The sequence below is a fragment of the Streptomyces sp. NBC_00005 genome, assembly GCF_045160215.1.
In the GTDB taxonomy this organism is placed as follows: Bacteria; Actinomycetota; Actinomycetes; order Streptomycetales; family Streptomycetaceae; genus Streptomyces.
In genome coordinates this window covers 5,250,317-5,268,129 of record NZ_CP108316.1, presented here as the reverse complement: position 1 = coordinate 5,268,129, position 17,813 = coordinate 5,250,317, and the positions used below count along the sequence as shown (strand labels likewise).

At 69.2% G+C, this 17,813-nt stretch carries 14 protein-coding genes, 1 tRNA gene and 1 pseudogene; 3 read left to right on the top strand and 13 right to left on the bottom strand.

Annotation, left to right across the window (positions count from 1 at the left end):
* Positions 1 to 23: 23 nt before the first annotated feature.
* From OG303_RS24175 to OG303_RS24140, 8 genes are all read right to left on the bottom strand, one after another.
* Positions 24 to 2,378: a glycoside hydrolase family 3 N-terminal domain-containing protein gene (locus OG303_RS24175; RefSeq protein ID WP_405870817.1), complete on the bottom strand. Its 2,355-nt coding sequence runs from the start codon at positions 2,376 to 2,378 to the stop codon at positions 24 to 26.
* 89 nt (positions 2,379 to 2,467) lie between these two features.
* The gene (locus OG303_RS24170; protein ID WP_405870815.1) at positions 2,468 to 3,298 is read right to left on the bottom strand and encodes a carbohydrate ABC transporter permease; all 831 of its coding nucleotides are present in this window, start codon (positions 3,296 to 3,298) and stop codon (positions 2,468 to 2,470) included.
* The gene (locus tag OG303_RS24165) at positions 3,295 to 4,146 is read right to left on the bottom strand and encodes a carbohydrate ABC transporter permease (protein ID WP_405877448.1); all 852 of its coding nucleotides are present in this window, start codon (positions 4,144 to 4,146) and stop codon (positions 3,295 to 3,297) included. Before OG303_RS24165 ends, OG303_RS24170 begins: the two co-directional genes overlap by 4 nt.
* A gap of 98 nt (positions 4,147 to 4,244) precedes the next feature.
* Positions 4,245 to 5,531: an extracellular solute-binding protein gene (locus OG303_RS24160; RefSeq protein WP_405870813.1), complete on the bottom strand. Its 1,287-nt coding sequence runs from the start codon at positions 5,529 to 5,531 to the stop codon at positions 4,245 to 4,247.
* 309 nt (positions 5,532 to 5,840) lie between these two features.
* Positions 5,841 to 5,966, bottom strand: a complete 126-nt coding sequence (locus OG303_RS24155) for a hypothetical protein (protein ID WP_405870811.1) — start codon at positions 5,964 to 5,966, stop codon at positions 5,841 to 5,843.
* Between the two features lie 939 nt (positions 5,967 to 6,905).
* Positions 6,906 to 7,112, bottom strand: coding sequence for a hypothetical protein (locus tag OG303_RS24150; protein ID WP_405870810.1), 207 nt, complete (start codon positions 7,110 to 7,112; stop codon positions 6,906 to 6,908).
* Between the two features lie 1,136 nt (positions 7,113 to 8,248).
* Complete coding sequence (locus OG303_RS24145; RefSeq protein WP_405870808.1) at positions 8,249 to 8,557, bottom strand: hypothetical protein; 309 nt, start codon at positions 8,555 to 8,557, stop codon at positions 8,249 to 8,251.
* 167 nt (positions 8,558 to 8,724) lie between these two features.
* Positions 8,725 to 9,408, bottom strand: a complete 684-nt coding sequence (locus OG303_RS24140) for a hypothetical protein (RefSeq protein ID WP_405870807.1) — start codon at positions 9,406 to 9,408, stop codon at positions 8,725 to 8,727.
* A gap of 442 nt (positions 9,409 to 9,850) precedes the next feature.
* Between OG303_RS24140 and OG303_RS24135 the strand changes: the two are divergent.
* Positions 9,851 to 10,240: pseudogene (locus tag OG303_RS24135) on the top strand (site-specific integrase); the annotation flags it as partial.
* Positions 10,241 to 10,289: 49 nt separating this feature from the next.
* On the opposite strand, the gene OG303_RS24130 reads toward OG303_RS24135, so the two are convergent.
* A tRNA-Gly gene (locus tag OG303_RS24130) sits at positions 10,290 to 10,363 on the bottom strand.
* A 593-nt stretch (positions 10,364 to 10,956) separates the two neighbouring features.
* Here OG303_RS24130 and dcd point away from each other — a divergent pair.
* Both dcd and OG303_RS24120 read left to right on the top strand, forming a co-directional pair.
* Positions 10,957 to 11,532 (top strand): dCTP deaminase, encoded by a 576-nt coding sequence (gene dcd / locus OG303_RS24125; RefSeq protein ID WP_405870806.1) that lies wholly within the window; start codon positions 10,957 to 10,959, stop codon positions 11,530 to 11,532.
* Between the two features lie 5 nt (positions 11,533 to 11,537).
* Positions 11,538 to 12,035 carry a phosphoribosyltransferase gene (locus OG303_RS24120; protein WP_405870805.1) on the top strand — a complete coding sequence of 166 codons (498 nt, stop codon included), beginning with the start codon at positions 11,538 to 11,540 and terminating at the stop codon, positions 12,033 to 12,035.
* A 126-nt stretch (positions 12,036 to 12,161) separates the two neighbouring features.
* Here OG303_RS24120 and OG303_RS24115 read toward each other — a convergent pair whose 3' ends face one another.
* The 4 genes from OG303_RS24115 to OG303_RS24100 form a co-directional block, all read right to left on the bottom strand.
* Positions 12,162 to 13,154, bottom strand: coding sequence for a Yip1 family protein (locus OG303_RS24115; RefSeq protein WP_405870803.1), 993 nt, complete (start codon positions 13,152 to 13,154; stop codon positions 12,162 to 12,164).
* Between the two features lie 104 nt (positions 13,155 to 13,258).
* Positions 13,259 to 14,656: an FG-GAP repeat protein gene (locus tag OG303_RS24110; RefSeq protein WP_405870801.1), complete on the bottom strand. Its 1,398-nt coding sequence runs from the start codon at positions 14,654 to 14,656 to the stop codon at positions 13,259 to 13,261.
* On the bottom strand, positions 14,653 to 16,086 hold the full coding sequence (locus tag OG303_RS24105) for an FG-GAP-like repeat-containing protein (protein WP_405870800.1): 1,434 nt from the start codon (positions 16,084 to 16,086) through the stop codon (positions 14,653 to 14,655). The genes OG303_RS24110 and OG303_RS24105 overlap by 4 nt, the downstream gene beginning before the upstream one ends.
* Positions 16,087 to 16,213: 127 nt before the next feature.
* A complete protein-coding gene (locus OG303_RS24100) occupies positions 16,214 to 17,692 on the bottom strand; it encodes a VCBS repeat-containing protein (RefSeq protein WP_405870798.1) in 1,479 nt (492 codons plus the stop codon).
* Between the last annotated feature and the right edge of the window lie 121 nt (positions 17,693 to 17,813).

Here is a 17,813-nt window from a genome sequence, read left to right as displayed (position 1 = left end):
CGGCGGCGTGCCCGTTCCTTTCCTCAGTCCCGCTCGACCACCGACGGCACCCCGTGCCGCCGTACGACGCTCGCGTCCCGCTGCTCACCGACGAGCTGAACGCCCACCTCGTTCGGGGTGTCCCCGCTGGAGGACCCGGCGCGGAGCAGGATCTCGCCCGGCTCGACGATGCGTCGGCCGTCGAGGCCGGTGAAGGCCAGGCGGTCGGTGTGGACGTCGAAATGGACGGTCGCCTCCTCCCCCGGCTCCAACGGCACCTTGGCGAAGGCCAGCAGCGCCCGGACCGGCCGGGTGACCTGGGCGACCGGGTCGGTGAAGTACAGCTGGACGGTCTCGGCGCCGGGGACGGCTCCGGTGTTCCGCACCTGCACGGAGACCTTGAAGTCGCCGTCCGTGGGCACGAGTTGCCGGTCCGTCACCAGTCCGTGGATCTCGAACCCGGTGTAGGACAGGCCGTGCCCGAAGGGGAACGCGGGGGTCGGGTCCAGGTTGGACAGCCAGCTCTGCCGGTCGCCCAGTGGCGGATGGAGATAGGTGTACGGCTGTCCGGCGGGCGAGTGGGGGATCTGCACCGGCAGCCTGCCGCTGAAGTTCGCACGGCCGGAGAGGAGTTCGGCGACCGCTCGGCCCCCTTCCTCGCCGGGCAGGAAGACCTGCACCATGGCCGCCGTACCCGCCGCGAACCGCCCCACGGCGTACGGGCGCCCGCTGACGACGACGAGGACGACGGGTCCGCCCGTCGCGAGGACCGCCTCGACCAGCTCCTCCTGTACGCCCGGCAGCCGCAGGTCCTCGACGTCGCAGCCCTCGCCCGAGGTACCGATGCCGAACATGCCGGGCTTGTCGCCGACGACCAGGACGGTGAGGTCGGCCGCGGAACTCGCCTCCACCGCGGCCGCAATGCCGCCCCGCTCCGCGTCCCGTATCGGGCACCCCTGCGCGAACAGCCATTCCACACCCGGGAGTTCGGCGGCGAGCGCCGCACGCAGCGACACCGCCTCCACGCCGTTGCCGAGGTCGTCGCGGTCGGAGAGGACGTGGTTGGGGAAGCTGTAGCAGCCGAACATCGTGCGCACGTCGTCGGCGCACGGGCCGATCAGCGCGATCCGGCCGGCGGAGGGCAGCGGAAGGCCCCCGGCGTTGTGCAGCAGCACGGCACCGGACTGGGCCACGGCGTACGCGAGTTGTCGGTTCTGAGGCTTGTCCAGGTCGAGTCGGCCCTCGCGCAGGGCGGGCGGCTCCGGGTCCCAGTCGGGGTCGAGGAGACCGAGGGCGACCTTCTGCCGCAGCACCCGCCGCACAGCCCGGTCGACGTCGGCCTCCTCGGCCGCTCCTTCGCGGACGGCGTCGACGAGTACGGCGCCGAAACCGCGCTGGTCCGGCAGTTCGACGTCCAGGCCGGCCCGAAGTGCCAGCGCCCCGGCGCCCGGCAGATCGGCGGCCACCCGGTGCGCGTTCACCAGGAACGGCAGCGACCAGTAGTCGGAGACGACGGTGCCCTGGAAACCCCACTGCTCGCGCAGCACGCCGGTCAGCAGCCTGCGGCTCGCGGCGGGGGCCTCGCCGTCGATCTCGGCGTACGAGTTCATGACCGAGCCCACTCCGGCGGCGACGGCCCGCTCGAAGGGCGGCAGGATGACGTCGGCGAGCTCGCGATGGCCGATGCCGACCGGGGCGTGGTTGCGGCCGCCCATGGAGGAGGAGTAGCCGGCGAAGTGCTTGAGGGTGGCGTACACCCCGGCGCCCTGCAGCCCGAGGACGTACGCCTCGCCCATCTCGCCGACCAGGTACGGGTCTTCGCCGTAGGTCTCCTCGCAACGGCCCCACCTGTAGTCGCGGATGACGTCGACGACCGGGGCGAGGCCCTGGTGGACGCCTCCGGCGGCCATGTCGGCGCCGATGGCCGCGCCGACCCGGCGGATCAGGTCGGGGTCGAAGGTGGCAGCCATGGCCAGGGATGTGGGGTAGATGGTGGCGCCGTAGGCGGTGAAGCCGGTCAGGCACTCGTCGTGGGCCATCGCCGGGATGCCCAGGCGGCTCTGCGCCATGATCTGGCGCTGGCGTGCTGCCAGCAGGCGGGCATGTTCCAGGGCGGGGCGGGGGACGGTGCCGTAGGGGCGGGTGAGCTGGCCGAGGCCGTGCCGGGCGGTCTCGTCGAGGTCACCGACGCGCCCGAACAGGCTGGTTCCGGGGGCGACTTCGGGGCCGGCCGGTTCGACGTCCTCCCAGGTGCTGCTGAGCTGGGCGACCTTCTCCTCCAGGGTGAGCCTCGCCAGCAGCGCCTCGACGCGTTCGTCGACCGGGCGGGCGGGGTCGGCCCAGGGGCGGTCGTCGTCCGCCGGGGAGAGATCGGCGTGGTCGGGCGTGGTGGTCGTCATGCACGACTCCTCGGGGGGTGTGTGTTGCGCGGGCATGCCGAGGGCGGCCGGCGGCTCTGTCACCCCGGCCGACTCCCTCCAGGCGTTGGCTACTTGGAGAATCCGGCGGTCAGTCCGGCGACCAGCTGCCGCCTGGCGAGGACGAACACGACCAGCATGGGAAGGGTGGAGAGGACGACCGCGGCCATGGTCGCGGGCACGTTGATGCCGAACTGACCCCGGAAGAGGGTCAGGGCGAGCGGCAGGACGGCCTTGTCGCCGCTCTGGGTGAGGATCAGCGGGAAGAGGAAGCCGTTCCAGACCTGGAGGCCGTCGTACACCGCGACCGTCACCAGCGCGGGCCGGGCCATCGGCGCGGCGAGCGAGAACAGCATCCGCCAGTCGCCGGCGCCGTCCACGACCATCGCCTCGAACAGCGAACGCGGCACGTCCCGCAGGAAGCTGACCAGGATCATCACCGTCACCGGCAGCGCGAACGCCGCCGAGGGCAGCACGATCGCGAGCAGGCTGTCGTACATGTGCATGCGGATGATCAGCAGGTACACCGGGATGATCACCGCCTGGAGGGGGATCGCCAGGCCCAGGAGATAGAGGCGGAAGGACAGCCGGGACCAGGGATTGGTGTAACGGACGATGGAGAAGGCCGCCATCAGCGCGACGACCACGGTGATCGCGACCGCCGCCACCGTGACCACCACGCTGTTGAGCAGGTAGGTCGTGAAGCCGCCGTCGAGGACGGTCCGGTAGTTGTCCAGTGTCGGGTGTGCGGGAGGCGCCAGCGGACTCGCGGTCGTGAAGTCGGTACTGCCGCGCAGACTCGTCACGACCAGCCAGTAGACGGGTACGACGACGAGCGCGGTCCACACCAGCGTGGCACCGCCGGTGACGGTGCGGCGCAGGGTGGTGACGGCGGTGCTCACAGGCCCTCCTGCTGGCTGTCCATCCGCGTGAAGCCGGACAGACGGGTGGTGAGCAGCGACAGCGCGAGACCGAAGACCACCAGGAGGGTGGCGATCGCGCTGGCCCGGCCCATGTCGTGGGCCTGGAAGCCCGTGATGTACATGGCCAGCGGCAGCACGCGGGTCGCGGTGCCGGGGCCGCCGGTGCCTCCGGACAGGACGAAGATCAGGTCGAAGTAGGTCAGCGAGCCGACCAGCATCAGCGTGCTCGACGTGACGAAGGTGTACTTCAACTGCGGAAGGGTGATGCGGAGGAAACGGGTCACGGGCCCCGCGCCGTCGATCGCGGCGGCCTCGTACAGGGAGACCGGGATCTGCCGGAGCCCGGCCTGGTAGAGCAGCGCGTGGAACGGCGTGAACTGCCAGGCGATCACGAAGATGACCGTGTAGAGGGCGAGGTCGGGCGAGCCCAGCAGGGGCTGGGCCAGCCAGTGCAGGCCGGGCGTGGCGCCGATACCGAAGGACGGGTCGAGCAGCGCCTGCCAGGTCAGACCGATGGCCACGGCGGACAGCAGCAGGGGCAGGAACCACAGCACGGCGAAGAGCGCGCGCAGCCGTCCCCGGGGAGCCTGGAAGACGCCGAGTGCCAGGGCGAGCGGCGTCTGCACCAGCCAGCTCACCACCATCACCTTGAGGGTGAGCCACAGCGCCTGCCAGGTGGCGCCGTCGCCCAGAACCCCGGACCAGTTGGCGAGGCCGGCCCAGCCGACGGAACCCAGGCCGTCCCAGCGGGCGAGGCTGAGCACCAGCACGCCGAACAGCGGGACCAGGCCGAACAGCCCGAACAGAAGCAGGGCGGGCGCGGCCATCAACAGGCCGCTGAAGCGACGGCGCCGCCCGCCACGGGCCGTGCCCGGCCGCGCCCTGTGGGACGCGACCGGACGCGACGTACGGACCACGGTGGCCATTACTGCGCCGCCTTGCTCATGTTCGTACCGAACTCCTCCGGCCCGATCTGCCGCAGGAACGACTTGTCCACGTTCGTCAGCAGCGGGTCGGCCTGGTCGGAGGGCAGGGCCTGGTCCCAGGAGAGCTGGAAGTTCGGGGAGTCCTGCACCAGCTTGTAGACGAAGGTCAGCCACGCCTTGTCGTCCGACTTCACAGCCGCCAGCTTCGAGTCGAGCCCGTTGACCGGCGGCACGCTGCCGGCCGCGAGGTAGGCGTCGACCTGGTCGCCGTTCATGACGTAGTTCTTCAGGTACGTCAGCGCCGCGGACTTGTTCTTGCTCGCCGTGTTCAGCGACAGGAAGTTGGACGGGTTGCCGACGATGTCCTTCGGGTCGCCCTTGCCGCCGGAGAGGGACGGGAAAGCGACGTAGCCGAGGTCCTTCTTCACGAAGTCCGGCGCGGCCTTGACCAGGTTGGCGTACTCCCAGGTGCCCATCAGCTCCATGCCGGCCTTGCCGGTGTAGAGCAGCGCGGTGGAGGCCCCCTGGTCGTAGTTCACGGAGGAGGCGTTGTTGCCGAAGGCACCGGCCTTGGCGAGCTCCTGCAGGCGGGTGTTGGCCGCGGTGACCGCCGGCTTCTTCCACGCGGCGGTATCACCGGAGGCGATGGGGTCGAACGCTTCGGACCCGCCCTCGCGGTCCAGCAGGTACTCCAGGTACATCAGCGTCGGCCACTTCGAGTTCGCGGCGAGGGATATCGGGGTGACGCCGTCGCCCTTCAGCTTCTTCACCGCCGCCAGCAGGTCGTCGTACGTCTTCGGCGGCTCGACGCCCGCGTCCTTCAGGACCTTCTTGTTGTAGTAGAGGACGACGGGAGCGAGACCGTTCGCCGGGACGCCGTAGACCTCGCCGTCGAAGGTGGCGCTCTTCAGCACGCTGGGCGTGAACCGCAGCAGGTCCACCTGGGCGTCGGTGACGGCGGCCACCTTGTCCGCCTTGACGTAGTCGTCCAGCGCGCCGCCGCCCCAGTTGAAGAAGAGGTCCGGGGCCTGGTTCGCGCCGAAGGCCACCCGCAGCTTCTGCTTGTAGTCGTCGTTGGCGAACAGCCGCAGGGTGATCTTCTGGTTCGGGTGGTCCTTGTTGTAGGCGTCCACGGACGCCTTGAGGATCGTCTGGTCGTTGAGCGCCCACATGGTCAGGCCCTTCGACGACGAACCCGAGGACGAGCCCGCCGGCCCCGAAGTTCCGCACGCGGCAAGGGACATGGCCGCCGCGACGACGATCGCGACACCGATCCCGCGTCGCACTCCCGGAATGCTCGCACCGCCTTTTCCGGGTGCCGGAAATCCGCGCATGATCTGCCTCTCTTCTCTCGGCATGCCATTTGCATGCGCCAGGCAGATGGGCGGCTGGTGCGAAAAGCTTTCGGACGTCATCGCCGCAGCTGGCCTGCCTGCTGGACCGGGACACTGACACGGAATTCACGGCGGGGACAAGGAGGTGAAATTCCTCGGTTACGAAACATTTTCGGAGGCGGGTGCGATTGCAGGGCGAACATGTTCCGATTCCGCCCGTAGACCCTGCCACCGTGGCGTGGGCCACAGGGTCGAGTGGCGTCAGGGGAGCTTGATCAGGGTGCAGTCGTCGCAGTATCCGGCCGCGGAACCGGTGTCCTTGCAGCAGTAGACCGTGGCCGAGGTGTTGGAGGAGCCGGTGGTGAGCAGGGGGAGGGTGGTCGGCAACTGTCGTCGTCTGTCGGTGTTGGCCGCTGTCGGACGGCCCACAGACGGCCCGGGTGAGGGCCCGGATGAGCCTCTCGCCGCGCCTCCCGATCGAGGATGGGCACGGGCGTGGGTGGGCATCGTCATCTCATGTATCAGGTGCTCATAGCAGGCCTCGCCATAGCCGCCGTGATCCTCTCGGGGCTAGGGCCCTTCTGATGGATCTCCGCGGCGTCGCGACGCCCGGCACGCACGCTCACCGCACGGCGCGAAGGGCCAGGTGGCTCCGCCACATGACCCTCCACGCCGCACGCCGATCGCACGCACCGAACGCCGCTCCTTCTTCCACGGAGATCCACCAGAAGGGCCCTGGTCGTCGTGGTCCTGGCGCTGACCGTCAGAATGTGGGACGCCTGGTGGGCCAGATCGGCCCACGCCTTGGTCTTCCTGGCGGCCGCGGCGGCTGTGGCGTTCGGGATCCACTGGGGAATCCATGCCCTACCGCGGGGCGGATGCGCGCACCGTTCATGCGTGACCGCGCCCGGCGACTAGTCGGCACGGGCCTCGTCGGCCGAGGAGGGGCATGCCGGTCGCGCTACGGCCGTACGAGGTCGCCGCCGGACGGGGCCCGGTTGCTGTACTTCGCTGCTGTACCGTCACCACCCCGCCATCCGACCACCGCTTTAGGAGCGAGGTTGAGAGATCATGGGCGTGACCAGCGGACTACCCACCTCGGACGGATGCCGGCGGAGCTCACTCCGGCGAACCCCAAGTCCCCGTGAGTCCCAGCCCGTTCTGGCACGAGAGTGGCACGGCCTGGGGACCGTGCCACGCCTCCTCGATGCGAACTACGGGCGGGATGGTCGCTGAGGTCTGCCGGGCTGATCAGTCGCGGGTCTGGGGTCAGTCGCGGTCGGTCACGGTCACGGTGTTGCTGTACTCCGTTGCTGTACCGCAGCTCTACACCCTGTCGTCCCGCTCCAAGATCAGGCTGATCGATCCGTCCTTAAGATTGATGCCGCCCTCAAGATGTTCGTGGTAGCCGTCTCGGAGCTCGGGATCAGCGAGGCCGATGAGCCGCTCCGCAAGGTCCCGCAGCCCGGCTGCGTTGGCTGCAACGGTGATTTCGGTGGCTGAGCCGTACACCTTGATCCGCGGTTCATCCATGGCGTCACACTACCGTCGGTTGACGGAGTCTCCATGGGCGAGCCAACCCTCCTGAACAATGTTGAAAACCGTCGTGGCAGCGATGTCACCGTGGGCTCAAATCCCACACCCACCGCAGATGAACGGCCCCTGACCAGGTAGCTCGGTCAGGGGTGTTCTCGCCAGCATCGAACGGGCACGCCACCGGCTTGTTAGCCGTCTCGGCCAGCCTGCGCGAGTGCGCGCCGAAGAGATCTACACCTGGATCAGGGACCGTGATGCCTTGATCAGCACGGTCGAGGTTGCTGCGAGGTCTTGACAGGCGCCAGCAACTCGGCCTGGAGGACAAGTGGCGGGACGAGCAGTTCAACCAGCGTCCCTCTTATCGAGTGCCCGGCTCCGCTTCGGTCGAGGGAGGACGTGATCGAGGACCGCACCTGCGGTCGTCACCACGCCCACGATCAACAAGACGATGGAGGCGATGCGTAGCGCTCCCTCGCCATATAGGGCCTGGTAGCCGAACCAAGCCATGGCGATGCAGGTCATCAGGCCGTTGCCAAGTCTCTTGAAGCGCGGAGTCATACGCACTCCCGAGTCAGGTACGCCCGCAAACCGGGCCCCCTGAGTGTGGCACGGGCCCCTAGCGCGGACTGCGGTGGCTGAGGACCGCCCGCTCGACCTTGCGACGGTCAGTGTCTTCCCTCCGCGGATCTCCCCTTCCTTCGCCCACCACTACTAGGCCGGCACTCGCAGACGGCGCCCACTCCATCTCGGAGCCTGAGCGCCCCCGCCGGAGGCATGTCTTCACCGGTGCCGTGCCTTGCGGCGCTCGACTCATGGCCACCGGCCTATCCATAAGTGGGCGCGCGTCGGCGGCGGCAGCGCCGAGCGGGCCGAAGGCGGGGGCGCGGGCGCAGCCAGAGCCGGGAAGCGCGCCCGGCGGAGCGGAGCGCAGCCGGGTGCCTTGATGCTTGACACCGTTGGCCTCGGCTTGGCTGTGCGCGTCTGATCGGCGTGGGAGGGCTGAGTCCGTGCTGGTGGAGTTGAGAGTGGTTGAGCAGCGGTATCACGCGGTCATGGCCGCGTGGCGCGCCTGGTGCATCAGCGACCCGCGCAGGGAAGCCCGGCAGTTCTTCCGCGGCCGGGCTTCCCCTCGTCTAACGCCCGACGGTGAGCGCCCAGCGGACGTGGGATGGGGCGGTCACGTTCACGGTGCCGTGTTCCCGAGAGCGCTTCAGGTCCAACTGATTGAAGGTGCTGCTGACCTCTCCGTCCACGCATTCGAGGGGAAAGCTCAGCCCGACCGCTTCGACGGAGACGGTCAGTGTCCCCTTGCCCTGGCAGTTGACGAGGACCGACAGGGACCCGGCTGTGATGCCGCCTTGGATTTCCATCTCACGGTTGCCACTTGCGTTCGCGGCTTGTGCGACGACCTTGCCGTCCGGAAGGACCGGCGCTTTGGTCACGGTTTCCCCGGCAACGTGCTCACCGCGGTCTGACCCGGGCGAACTTGTCGGAGAGGCCGCGGAACGGGTCGGGGAGGTGTGAGGAGCGGGCTCGGTGTGGTTCTGCCCGCTCGTGCAGCCGACCAGCGCAACAAGCGTTGCCATTCCTCCGGTCGCCGTGAGTACCCTCAGTTTTCCCACAGATACCAGCCCACCCGGTAGGGAGAGTAGCTGACCACGGTCTTCTCCGGAGACACGGTGCAGTTGGTGTGGATGACGTAGCCCACCCCCGTGTGCTTGAGCCGCCAGACTCCGTATCTGGCGTGCGTGGTCTTGCGGGACGGTGTATCCACACTGATCGTGTTGCCAAGTTTCGCGGTGAGCTTCGCCGACACCGTGACGGTGAACTTTTCCTTGATCTTGATGAGCATGGTGTTGACCGAGGTCTGCAGGTCGCCGCTCACGGCGACACCGATTTCGCCCGTCACCTCTGACGTGAAGGTCGACTTGGCCGTTCGGGAAGTGCCGTTGTAGTTCGCGTTCGTGGGACCGACACCCTTGTGGTACTGCCTGCCTTGCTTGGTGGGCTTGTACACGAACTGGGTCTGGCCGCAGTCCCGGGCGTCGGGCGTGCTGCCCGGGGCCGGCTTGCCTGTGTACGTGGGTTCCACATTCACCGCGTCGTCGGGAACTTCGGTGACAGCTTCCTCGGGCTCCTCCGGCGGAGCGGTATTGATGACGGAGTCCTCGGCTGGGGCAGACACAGAGGCGGTCGGAGCCTCATCCGCAGCCAGCGCGGGACCAGTCAGCGCCGCGCAGAGCAGGAGTGTGGCCGAGGAGAGGAAGGCGGTGTGACGTGCAGATATCTCCACAAGACACCTATCCGGTGGAGACTGCCCTCTCGGCAGTCGGACAGGTTGACCGTATGTCAGGGGCATGGCGGTAGCGAAGATTCCGGTGATCTTCTGAGGTGGAGTTGAGGTAGGCGAGGTCCAATCCCAGCCTCGCCGCACGAGCTGACTCCTGTTCCAGCTTGGCATCGAGTCAACTGAGTGCCAGCGATGGGCGGTTGTTGTACGAGTCCCCGTCCGTTTCTCCACCACGAACAACCGCAGAACCTCGGACCGACAAACACAAGCCAACACACAGCCGTCAAGGATCAGCTGAACCTGAACATCGGCCGCATGGGGCTTGAAGTCGTGTGCGCAGGCTGGGAGTTCGGCACCCTCGCGGCGCGAGCGGCTCGAAGCGTAAGAGTGCTCTGCGTGCCTCGATACGGCCTTCGTGCAGCCCGGCCCATGCCTCATTGGACGCTTCGCGGGTAAAGGCCCGGACGGCTTGGTCTTCCTCGGTGAGAAGGGCGCCCCTTTCCGTCGCAATACCTTCGGCCGCAAGTGGCGTAAGGCCCGAACCATCGTCGGCGTGCCCGGGGGCTTCCGGTTCTACGCCCTTCGCCACATCGGACACACCCTGTCGACCCGCTCGGGTGTCACCCTCAAGGACACGATGGTCCGCGCCGGCCAGTCATCCGAGAAGGCCGCATTGATCTACCAGCACTCCGACGACGATCGACAGCAGGAAGTTGCTGCCGGACTCGACGCCACCGCACGCAAGGCACGCCAGGAAGCTGCGGCCGTGCCAGAACAGACAACATCCGCGCCCGACGATCAACGTTCTGGCAAGAATCTGGCACGCGACAACTGATCACGGCGGACAGCAAAAAGGCCCGGGTCGATGACCTGGGCCTTTGTTATGGAGCGGGTGACGAGAATCGAACTCGCACTCTCAGCTTGGGAAGCTGATGTTCTACCACTAAACTACACCCGCGAAAGACGCCGGTCGGAGCCGGTGTCGGAACGCACCGTCACCTTACCTCATCCCCGCCCCCCGGCGCTGAAGCCGTGGGGCGGGCGTGCGTTGCGCGGGGCCGACGAGGCTGCGGGGGGCCGGAGTTGGGGCGTACGGTGGAGGGGTGGGAGAGGGTCCGGGTGTGGTGGGAGTGCCGCCTGGAGAGTCGTCCTGTTGGTCCCGTAATGTGGCATTCGTCGTCAGGTGAGCAGCAGCCCGACGCGGCTCTTGGGGAAGGGACTCTTGGACTTGATGGAGCGCACCGTCGTCCGTTGTGCCGATGGGCACGTGTTCAGCACCGCTTCGTTCCCGATGCAGCAGGCCGACCGGCTCGGCCCCGGCCGGCTCGTCCGGTGTCCACGGTGTGCCCGGCTCCGCAGTGTGGTGCCGGTCAGCCTTGAGAAGCACTAGCGGCGAGAAGCATCGGCGGAGAGAAGTATCAGCGAACAGCGGTAGAAAACAGCGGTAGAGGACAGCACCAGTACGGCAGTACAGCCGTAGCAATACAGCAGTAGCGGGCGCGCGGGCGGCACGATTGTGGTCGGTCCGCGCGCCTTGCGTATCCTCGGGGCGTGCTTCTCTCAGACAAGGACATCCGGGCCGAGATCGACGCCGGGCGAGTGGTGATCGATCCCTACGACGAATCCATGGTGCAGCCGTCGAGTGTCGACGTGCGGCTGGACCGGTACTTCCGGGTGTTCGAGAACCACCGGTACCCGCACATCGATCCGTCCGTCGAGCAGGCGGATCTCACGCGGCTCGTGGAGCCGGAGGGCGACGAGCCGTTCATCCTCCACCCCGGGGAGTTCGTCCTGGCCTCCACCTACGAGGTCATCGGCCTCCCCGACGATCTTGCCTCGCGGCTCGAGGGGAAGAGCTCCCTCGGGCGGCTCGGGCTCGTCACCCACTCCACCGCCGGCTTCATCGACCCCGGCTTCTCCGGGCATGTGACGCTCGAGCTCTCCAACCTCGCCACCCTGCCGATCAAGCTCTGGCCCGGCATGAAGATCGGCCAGCTGTGCCTGTTCCGGCTCAGCTCGCCGGCCGAGTTCCCGTACGGGAGCGAGCGGTACGGATCCCGGTACCAGGGCCAGCGCGGCCCCACCGCCTCCCGGTCCTTCCTCAACTTCCATCGGACGCAGGTGTGAGCACCGTGAGCGACGTACGGGAGAACCTGACCTACGAACGCTTCGGGGTCGCCGTGCGCGAGCTCGCGCAGGCCGTCGCCGACGACGGGTACGAGCCGGACGTCGTGCTCAGCATCGCCCGCGGGGGCGTCTTCGTCGCGGGTGGGCTCGCCTACGCCCTCGACTGCAAGAACATCCACCTGGTGAACGTCGAGTTCTACACGGGCGTCGGGACCACCCTCGAGATGCCCGTCATGCTCGCTCCCGTGCCCAACGTCATCGACTTCTCCGACAAGAAGGTGCTCATCACCGACGACGTCGCCGACACGGGAAAGACGCTGAAGCTCGTGCGGGACTTCTGCCTCGACACCGTCGCCGAGGTCCGCTCGGCCGTCATATACGAGAAGACGCAGTCGCTGGTGAAGTGCGAGTACGTGTGGAAGCGGACCGATGAGTGGATCAACTTCCCGTGGAGCGTTCAACCCCCGGTGATCAAGCGAACCGGGCAGGTTCTGGACGCCTGACCTTCGGCGCAGCAAAAGGGGCTCCCGGCTGTGTGCCGGGAGCCCCTTCGCCGTACGAGGGCGCCGTATGAGGACGTCGTACGCGGACGCCGTACGAGGACCTCGTGCCGCGCGAACCGGTGGGATCTAGAACGTGCCCAGCTTCACGATCGACAGCAGGGCGATCAGTTGGATCGACGAGGCGCCCAGGGCCTTGGGCCAGGGGAGGTCGTGGGAGCGGCTGATCATCATCGTGAGGAGGGCGCCTGCTGCTACCCAGGTCGCCCAGCCCAGGGCCTGGACGAAGGTTGCGTCGCCGCCGAAGAACATGGCGAAGACCAGGCGGGGGGCGTCCGTGAGGGACATGATCAGCATGGAGAGGCCGACCGTGGGCTGCCAGGCGCCGTCGCCGCCGAGCTGGCGGGCCAGGGTGTGGGTGACCACGCCCAGGACGAAGGACGACAGGACCAGCGCCACGGCGGTCGTCAGGACGATCGGGATCGCGTTCGCGAGGGTGGCGTTGATCGCGTCCGAGCGGGCGCCGTCGAAGCCGAAGACCGCGAGGAGGCCGTAGAGGAACGTCACGATGAGGGCCGGGCCCCACATCGTGTAGTCCCGCATCTGGAGGAAGGTCTGGGTGGGGGAGAGGACGATTCCCCGGAGCAGGGCCTTCCAGTGGAGGCGGGGGCCCACCGGGGCCGCCGGGGCCGAGCCCGCGCGGTAGGTGCCGCCCTGGTTGTAAGGGTCCTCGCCCACCGAGAACGCCTGCGTGTGGCCCGGGTTGTTGGCCGCGTACGGGTCCGGGGTGCCCTGCGGTGCGTAGGCGCCGCCGTCGCCGAAGTACTCCGGCTCGTCCTGGCCGCCGTAGCCGCCGCCGTTGCCCTGCGGCCACTGGCCGCCGCCGTTCCCGTACTGCTGCTGCCCGGGGTGGGGCTGCGGCGCCGAGGGATAGCCGTACGACGGGCCTTGCGGGGCCTGCTGGCCGTACGGGGGTTGTTGCGGTCGCGTTTGCGGTGCTCCGTTGTTCCGGGCGCCGCGTCCGATCCTGAATCCAGCCACGTCTTCGAACGTACCTGGTCCCGGAGAGTGACGTGCCGGGCCCGGCGGTTCGGGCCCGGCATTGCTGCCGAGCTGTGACATCCCTTAAGGGGAGGGTAAGGAGACCCCCTAGGGCACCTGTGGGGTGCCCATGGGGTCCGTACGGCGGCTTCCCCGCGCCCGTGGCCGGGTGATCAACCTGGTGATCAACCTCCCAGTACCGAGCCGTAGTTGGGGCTGCCCGTGGTCGAGATGCCGGTGGTCGACGGGCCGAAGCTGGTGGCGGTCGTGCCGCGCAGGGACCAGATCGCGCCGTCGCCGGAGTTCTCGCCCGGGGCCGAGATCGTCAGGCCCGTGCCCTTGGTGAGTGCCACGCGGGCGCCGAAGTGGTCGTTCTTTTCGGAGGTGCCCGGTATGCCTGCCGTGTTTTGGGTGATGGTCCTGGCGCCGGTCGTCTTCAGGCCGGAGGCCGAGCCGTACAGGACGGTGACCGCGCCGGCCCCGGAGTTCTCGCCGGACGCGCCGATCGCCAGGTCGGCGTAGCCGTCGCCGTTGAGGTCGCCGGCAACGACGCCCGAGCCGAAGGCGTCGCCCGTCTCGGCGGCGCCGGGCACGCCCGCGGTGTCCTGGGTGACGGAGAGCGGGGCGCGGGAGGTGTCCACGCCGTCCGGGCCGCCGTAGCGGACGGTGACCCTGCCGCCCTTCGCGCCCGCCGGGTCCGCGGAGGTCTCGCGGTGGTTGCCGACCGCGACGTCCGCGTATCCGTCGCCGTCGATGTCGCCGACCGAGGAGACGTAACCGCTGGGCAGGGTGACCAGCCAGTCGTTGAAGTTGCTGATGCTGCCGTCCACCAGGGTGGTGACCGCGTCGTCGGTGCCGTTCTCGCGGCCGTGCACGACCAGGCCGGCGAACCCGCGGCCCGTGACGTCGCCCGTGGAGAGGGACTCGATGCCGTACGACTCCGAGTACGGGCGGGTGGCGTACGAGAAGGAGCCGCCGCTGCCGCCGTTGAAGGCGCCGGTCCTGGTGAAGGGGCCGTTGACGAAGTTGAGGCCGTAGAAGCCGGTCGAGCCGGTCGCGATCTCGGGCAGGCCGTCGCCGGTGAAGTCGCCGGCGGCGACCGCCTTGCCGTAGCGGTCGTTGTCGCGGTCGTTGTGGTTGACGAGCGTACGGCCGCCGGTCAGGCCGGACTTGGAGCCCCAGACGATGACGATCGTGCCGTCGTTGGTGTCGCCGTCGACGTCCTCCCCGGGGGCGCCGACGAGCAGGTCGGCGTAGCCGTCGCGGTCCAGGTCGGTGGAGGCGAGGGAGGAGCCGAAGGCGTCGTCGGCCTCGGCGGTGCCGGGGACGGCGGTCGTGTTCTGGGTGAGCAGTTTGTACGTGGACGGCTTGAGGCCGGTGGAGCCGGCGTAGACGACGGACACCGCGCCCGCCTTCGCCTTGCCGGCGACGGTGGCGGCGGGCGCGCCGACGGCCAGGTCGGCACGGCCGTCGCCGTTGAAGTCGTACGGTGCCGCGGGCGTCGCCGCGTGAGCCGCGGGCGCGGTGAGGGCGAGCGGGGTGAGGGAGGCCGCGAGCAGGACGGCCAGTCGGCGGTACGTCACTGGGCGATCACCCAGCCGAAGCCTGCGTCGCCCTTGAGGGAGACGTCGCGGGCGGTGAAGGACTTGGCGCCGGTCGTGGTGAGGCCGGAGGCGCTGCCGCGCAGGACAGTGACGGCGCCGTAGCCGTTCTCGCGGCCGGTGCCGACGACGAGATCGGCCTTGCCGTTCTTGTCGAGGTCGACCAGGCGGACCGACGTGCCGAACTCGTCGTTCGTCTCGCTGCTGCCGGGGACGCCCGTGGTGTTCTGGGTGTACGACTTGGCGCCCGAGCCCTTCAGCCCGGTGGCCGAGCCGAACAGGATCGTCACGGAACCCGAGTCCTTGACCGTGCCGTTGTCCTCGGTGAAGGCACCCACCGCTACGTCGGCGTACGTGTCACCGTTGATGTCGCCGACGGCCAGCGAGGCGCCGAATCGGTCCTCGGTCTCGCCCGAGCCGGGCACGCCGGCGGTGTCCTGGTGGATGACGGTCGGTGTCTGCGCCGGGTCGGGGCCGTTCGGGCCGCCGTACCAGACGGAGATCTGGCCGCCCTTGTGGCCGGTCTTCTTGTCGCTGCGCGGGTCCTCGTGGTCGCCGAGGACGAGGTCGCCGTAGCCGTCGCCGTTGATGTCGCCGACCACGCCCTGGTGGCCGTCGGCGGCGGGCAGATCGGTCAGGGCGTAGTCCGACTCGGGGTGGGACTCGTCGCCGGGGTCGTAGCCGAGGTAGCCGATGACGCCGCCGTGGTCGCCGCTGACGGTGTACGGGTACACGCGCTCGGCGGCGCCGTCGCCGCTCAGGTCGCCCGCGATCACCTCGTACGTCGTGCCGACCTCGTACACGTCGGTCAGGCTCACGGGCTTGCCGGTGCGGGCGAAGGGGCCCCGGTAGAGGCCGGTGCGGCTCTGGCCGGTGACGGTGACGTCCGTCTTGCCGTCGCCGTTGAAGTCGCCGGTCGCGATGCCGGAGGAGTAGCCGCCCCACTCGGTGAGGCCGGCCGGCGAGGGCAGGGCCGAGCCGCCGGACAGGCCTGACTTGCCGCCCCAGAGGACGGTGGCGGTGCCGATGCCGTCGCGGTCGCCGACGGTCTCGCTGGGGGTGCCGACGACGAGGTCCGCGTAGCCGTCGCCGTCCAGGTCACCGGCGGCCAGGCTGCCGCCGAACTGGTCGAGCTCCTCGGCAGTGCCCGGGACGTTGGTGGAGTTCTGCGTGATCACGGTCTTCCTGGCCGCCGACACACCGGAGGACGAGCCGTACAGCACGACGACCGCGCCGGCGCACGAGGCCGAGCCGATGGTGGCGCACGGGGCGCCGATCGCGGTGTCGCGGTAGCCGTCGCCGTTGAAGTCGCCCGACAGCCCGGAGGGCGCGGCGGAGGCGGTGGCGGCGGGCAGGGCGGTGAGCAGGCCGGTGGTGAGGCAGGCGGCCAGCAGAAGGGTGCGCTTGCGCAAGGCGGGGGCTCCGGAGAGAAGGGACCGGGAGAGGCGAGGAGGAGAAGAAAGGAGAGGAGAGGAGCCGGGCCCGAGGGTGAGGGCCCGGCTCCGGAACGGGACGGTCGGTCGACCGTCGCTCGGGAGGTCAGTCGGCGAAGTTGGCGCCGAAGAACGGCGTTCCCGTCGTCGAGACGCCCGAGGTGCTCGGGGAGACGGTGCGCGAGCCGGACGTGATGATCTTCGTGCCGTCGGAGGGCAGGTAGGTCACGGCGCCGTTGTCGGCGTTCTCCCGGGAGCCGACCAGCAGGTCCGCCTTGCCGTCGCCGGTGACGTCGTCGAGCTTGACGTCCTGGCCGAAGTAGTCGTTCTTCTCGTCGTTGCCGGGCACGCCCGCCGTGGACTGGGCGAAGGACTGGGCGCCGGAGGCGGTGTCCAGGCCGTTCGCGGTGCCGTAGAGGACCGTGACCGCGCCGGTGTTGGTGGCGCTGCCGATGTTCTCGCCGGCCACGCCGATCGCGAGGTCGAGGAAGCCGTCGCCGTTGACGTCGCCGAGGTCGAGCTCGTAGCCGAAGAAGTCGTTGCCCTCGGCGGTGCCGGGGACGTTGCCCGTGTCCTGGGTGATGCCGGCGGCGCTGGGCGTCAGGGGGCCGCCGTCGGAGCCGTACGTCACCCAGACCTTGCCGCCCTTGCCGGAGTCGGGCACGGTCGTGCCGTCCTCGGTGGTGGGGTTCCAGTAGGCGCCGCTGACGATGTCGCCGTAGCCGTCGCCGTCGATGTCGCCGATCGCGGTGATGACGCCCGGCTTGAGGGTTTCCGACGCGGACATGTTCAGGCCGGTCGGGGAGCCGGGAACGTAGTAGTTCTTGTTCCAGCCGTAGTCGGTGTCGGTCTCGAAACCGTCGATGACCAGGTCGGTCTCCTGGCCGCCGTTGATGTTGCCGGCGGTCAGGTTGAGCGGGCCGTTCGCGTCGGTGCCCATGATCGGGGGCTTGATCGTGTACTTGCCGCCGGGCGTGCCGGAGGCGTTGAAGCCGCCCTTGAGGACGTAGATGGTGGCGTTGGAGCTGCCCACGGCCAGGTCGGCCTTGCCGTCGCCGTCGAAGTCGCCGGCGGCGAGGTTCTTGCCCCAGTAGTCGTGCGCGGTGGGGGCCGGGTCGGCGACCGAGACGCCCTTGCCGGTGATGCCGGAGGCCGAGCCCCACAGGATGGCGAGGCCGCCGCCGTCGACGTCGCTGCCGACGTCCTCGCCGGGGGAGCCGACGGCGATGTCGTCGTAGCCGTCGCCGTTGAAGTCGGCGTACGCCGTCTCCCCGCCGAAGTGGTCGCCGGCCTCGGCGGTGCCCGGGTTGCCGGTGGTGTTCTGGCTGATCGTGGAGCGCTTGGCGGACGAGACGCCGGTCTTCGTGCCGTAGAGGACGACCAGCTGTCCGGCGGCCTTCTTGCCGCTGACGTAGGCGCCGTCGGCCGAGAAGGCCGTGTCGCCGATCCCGTCACCGTTGAAGTCGGCCTGCGGGACGCTGGTGGAGTCCGCGGCCGTGGCGGTCACGGCCGTGAAGGTGAGCAGTCCGCCCGTCAGCGTGACGGCGGCGGCCGTCGCGAGGGCGAGACGCAGAGGTCTGTGCATGCGGTTTTCTCCTGCGGCATGCGGGGATGCCTGGCGGGCATCCACAGTCGATGGGGTGCGGGCCGCCCCGTGTTCGCCGGGAGTTGTCCTCGGGTTCACGGGTCGGTCGGCGATCAGGAGA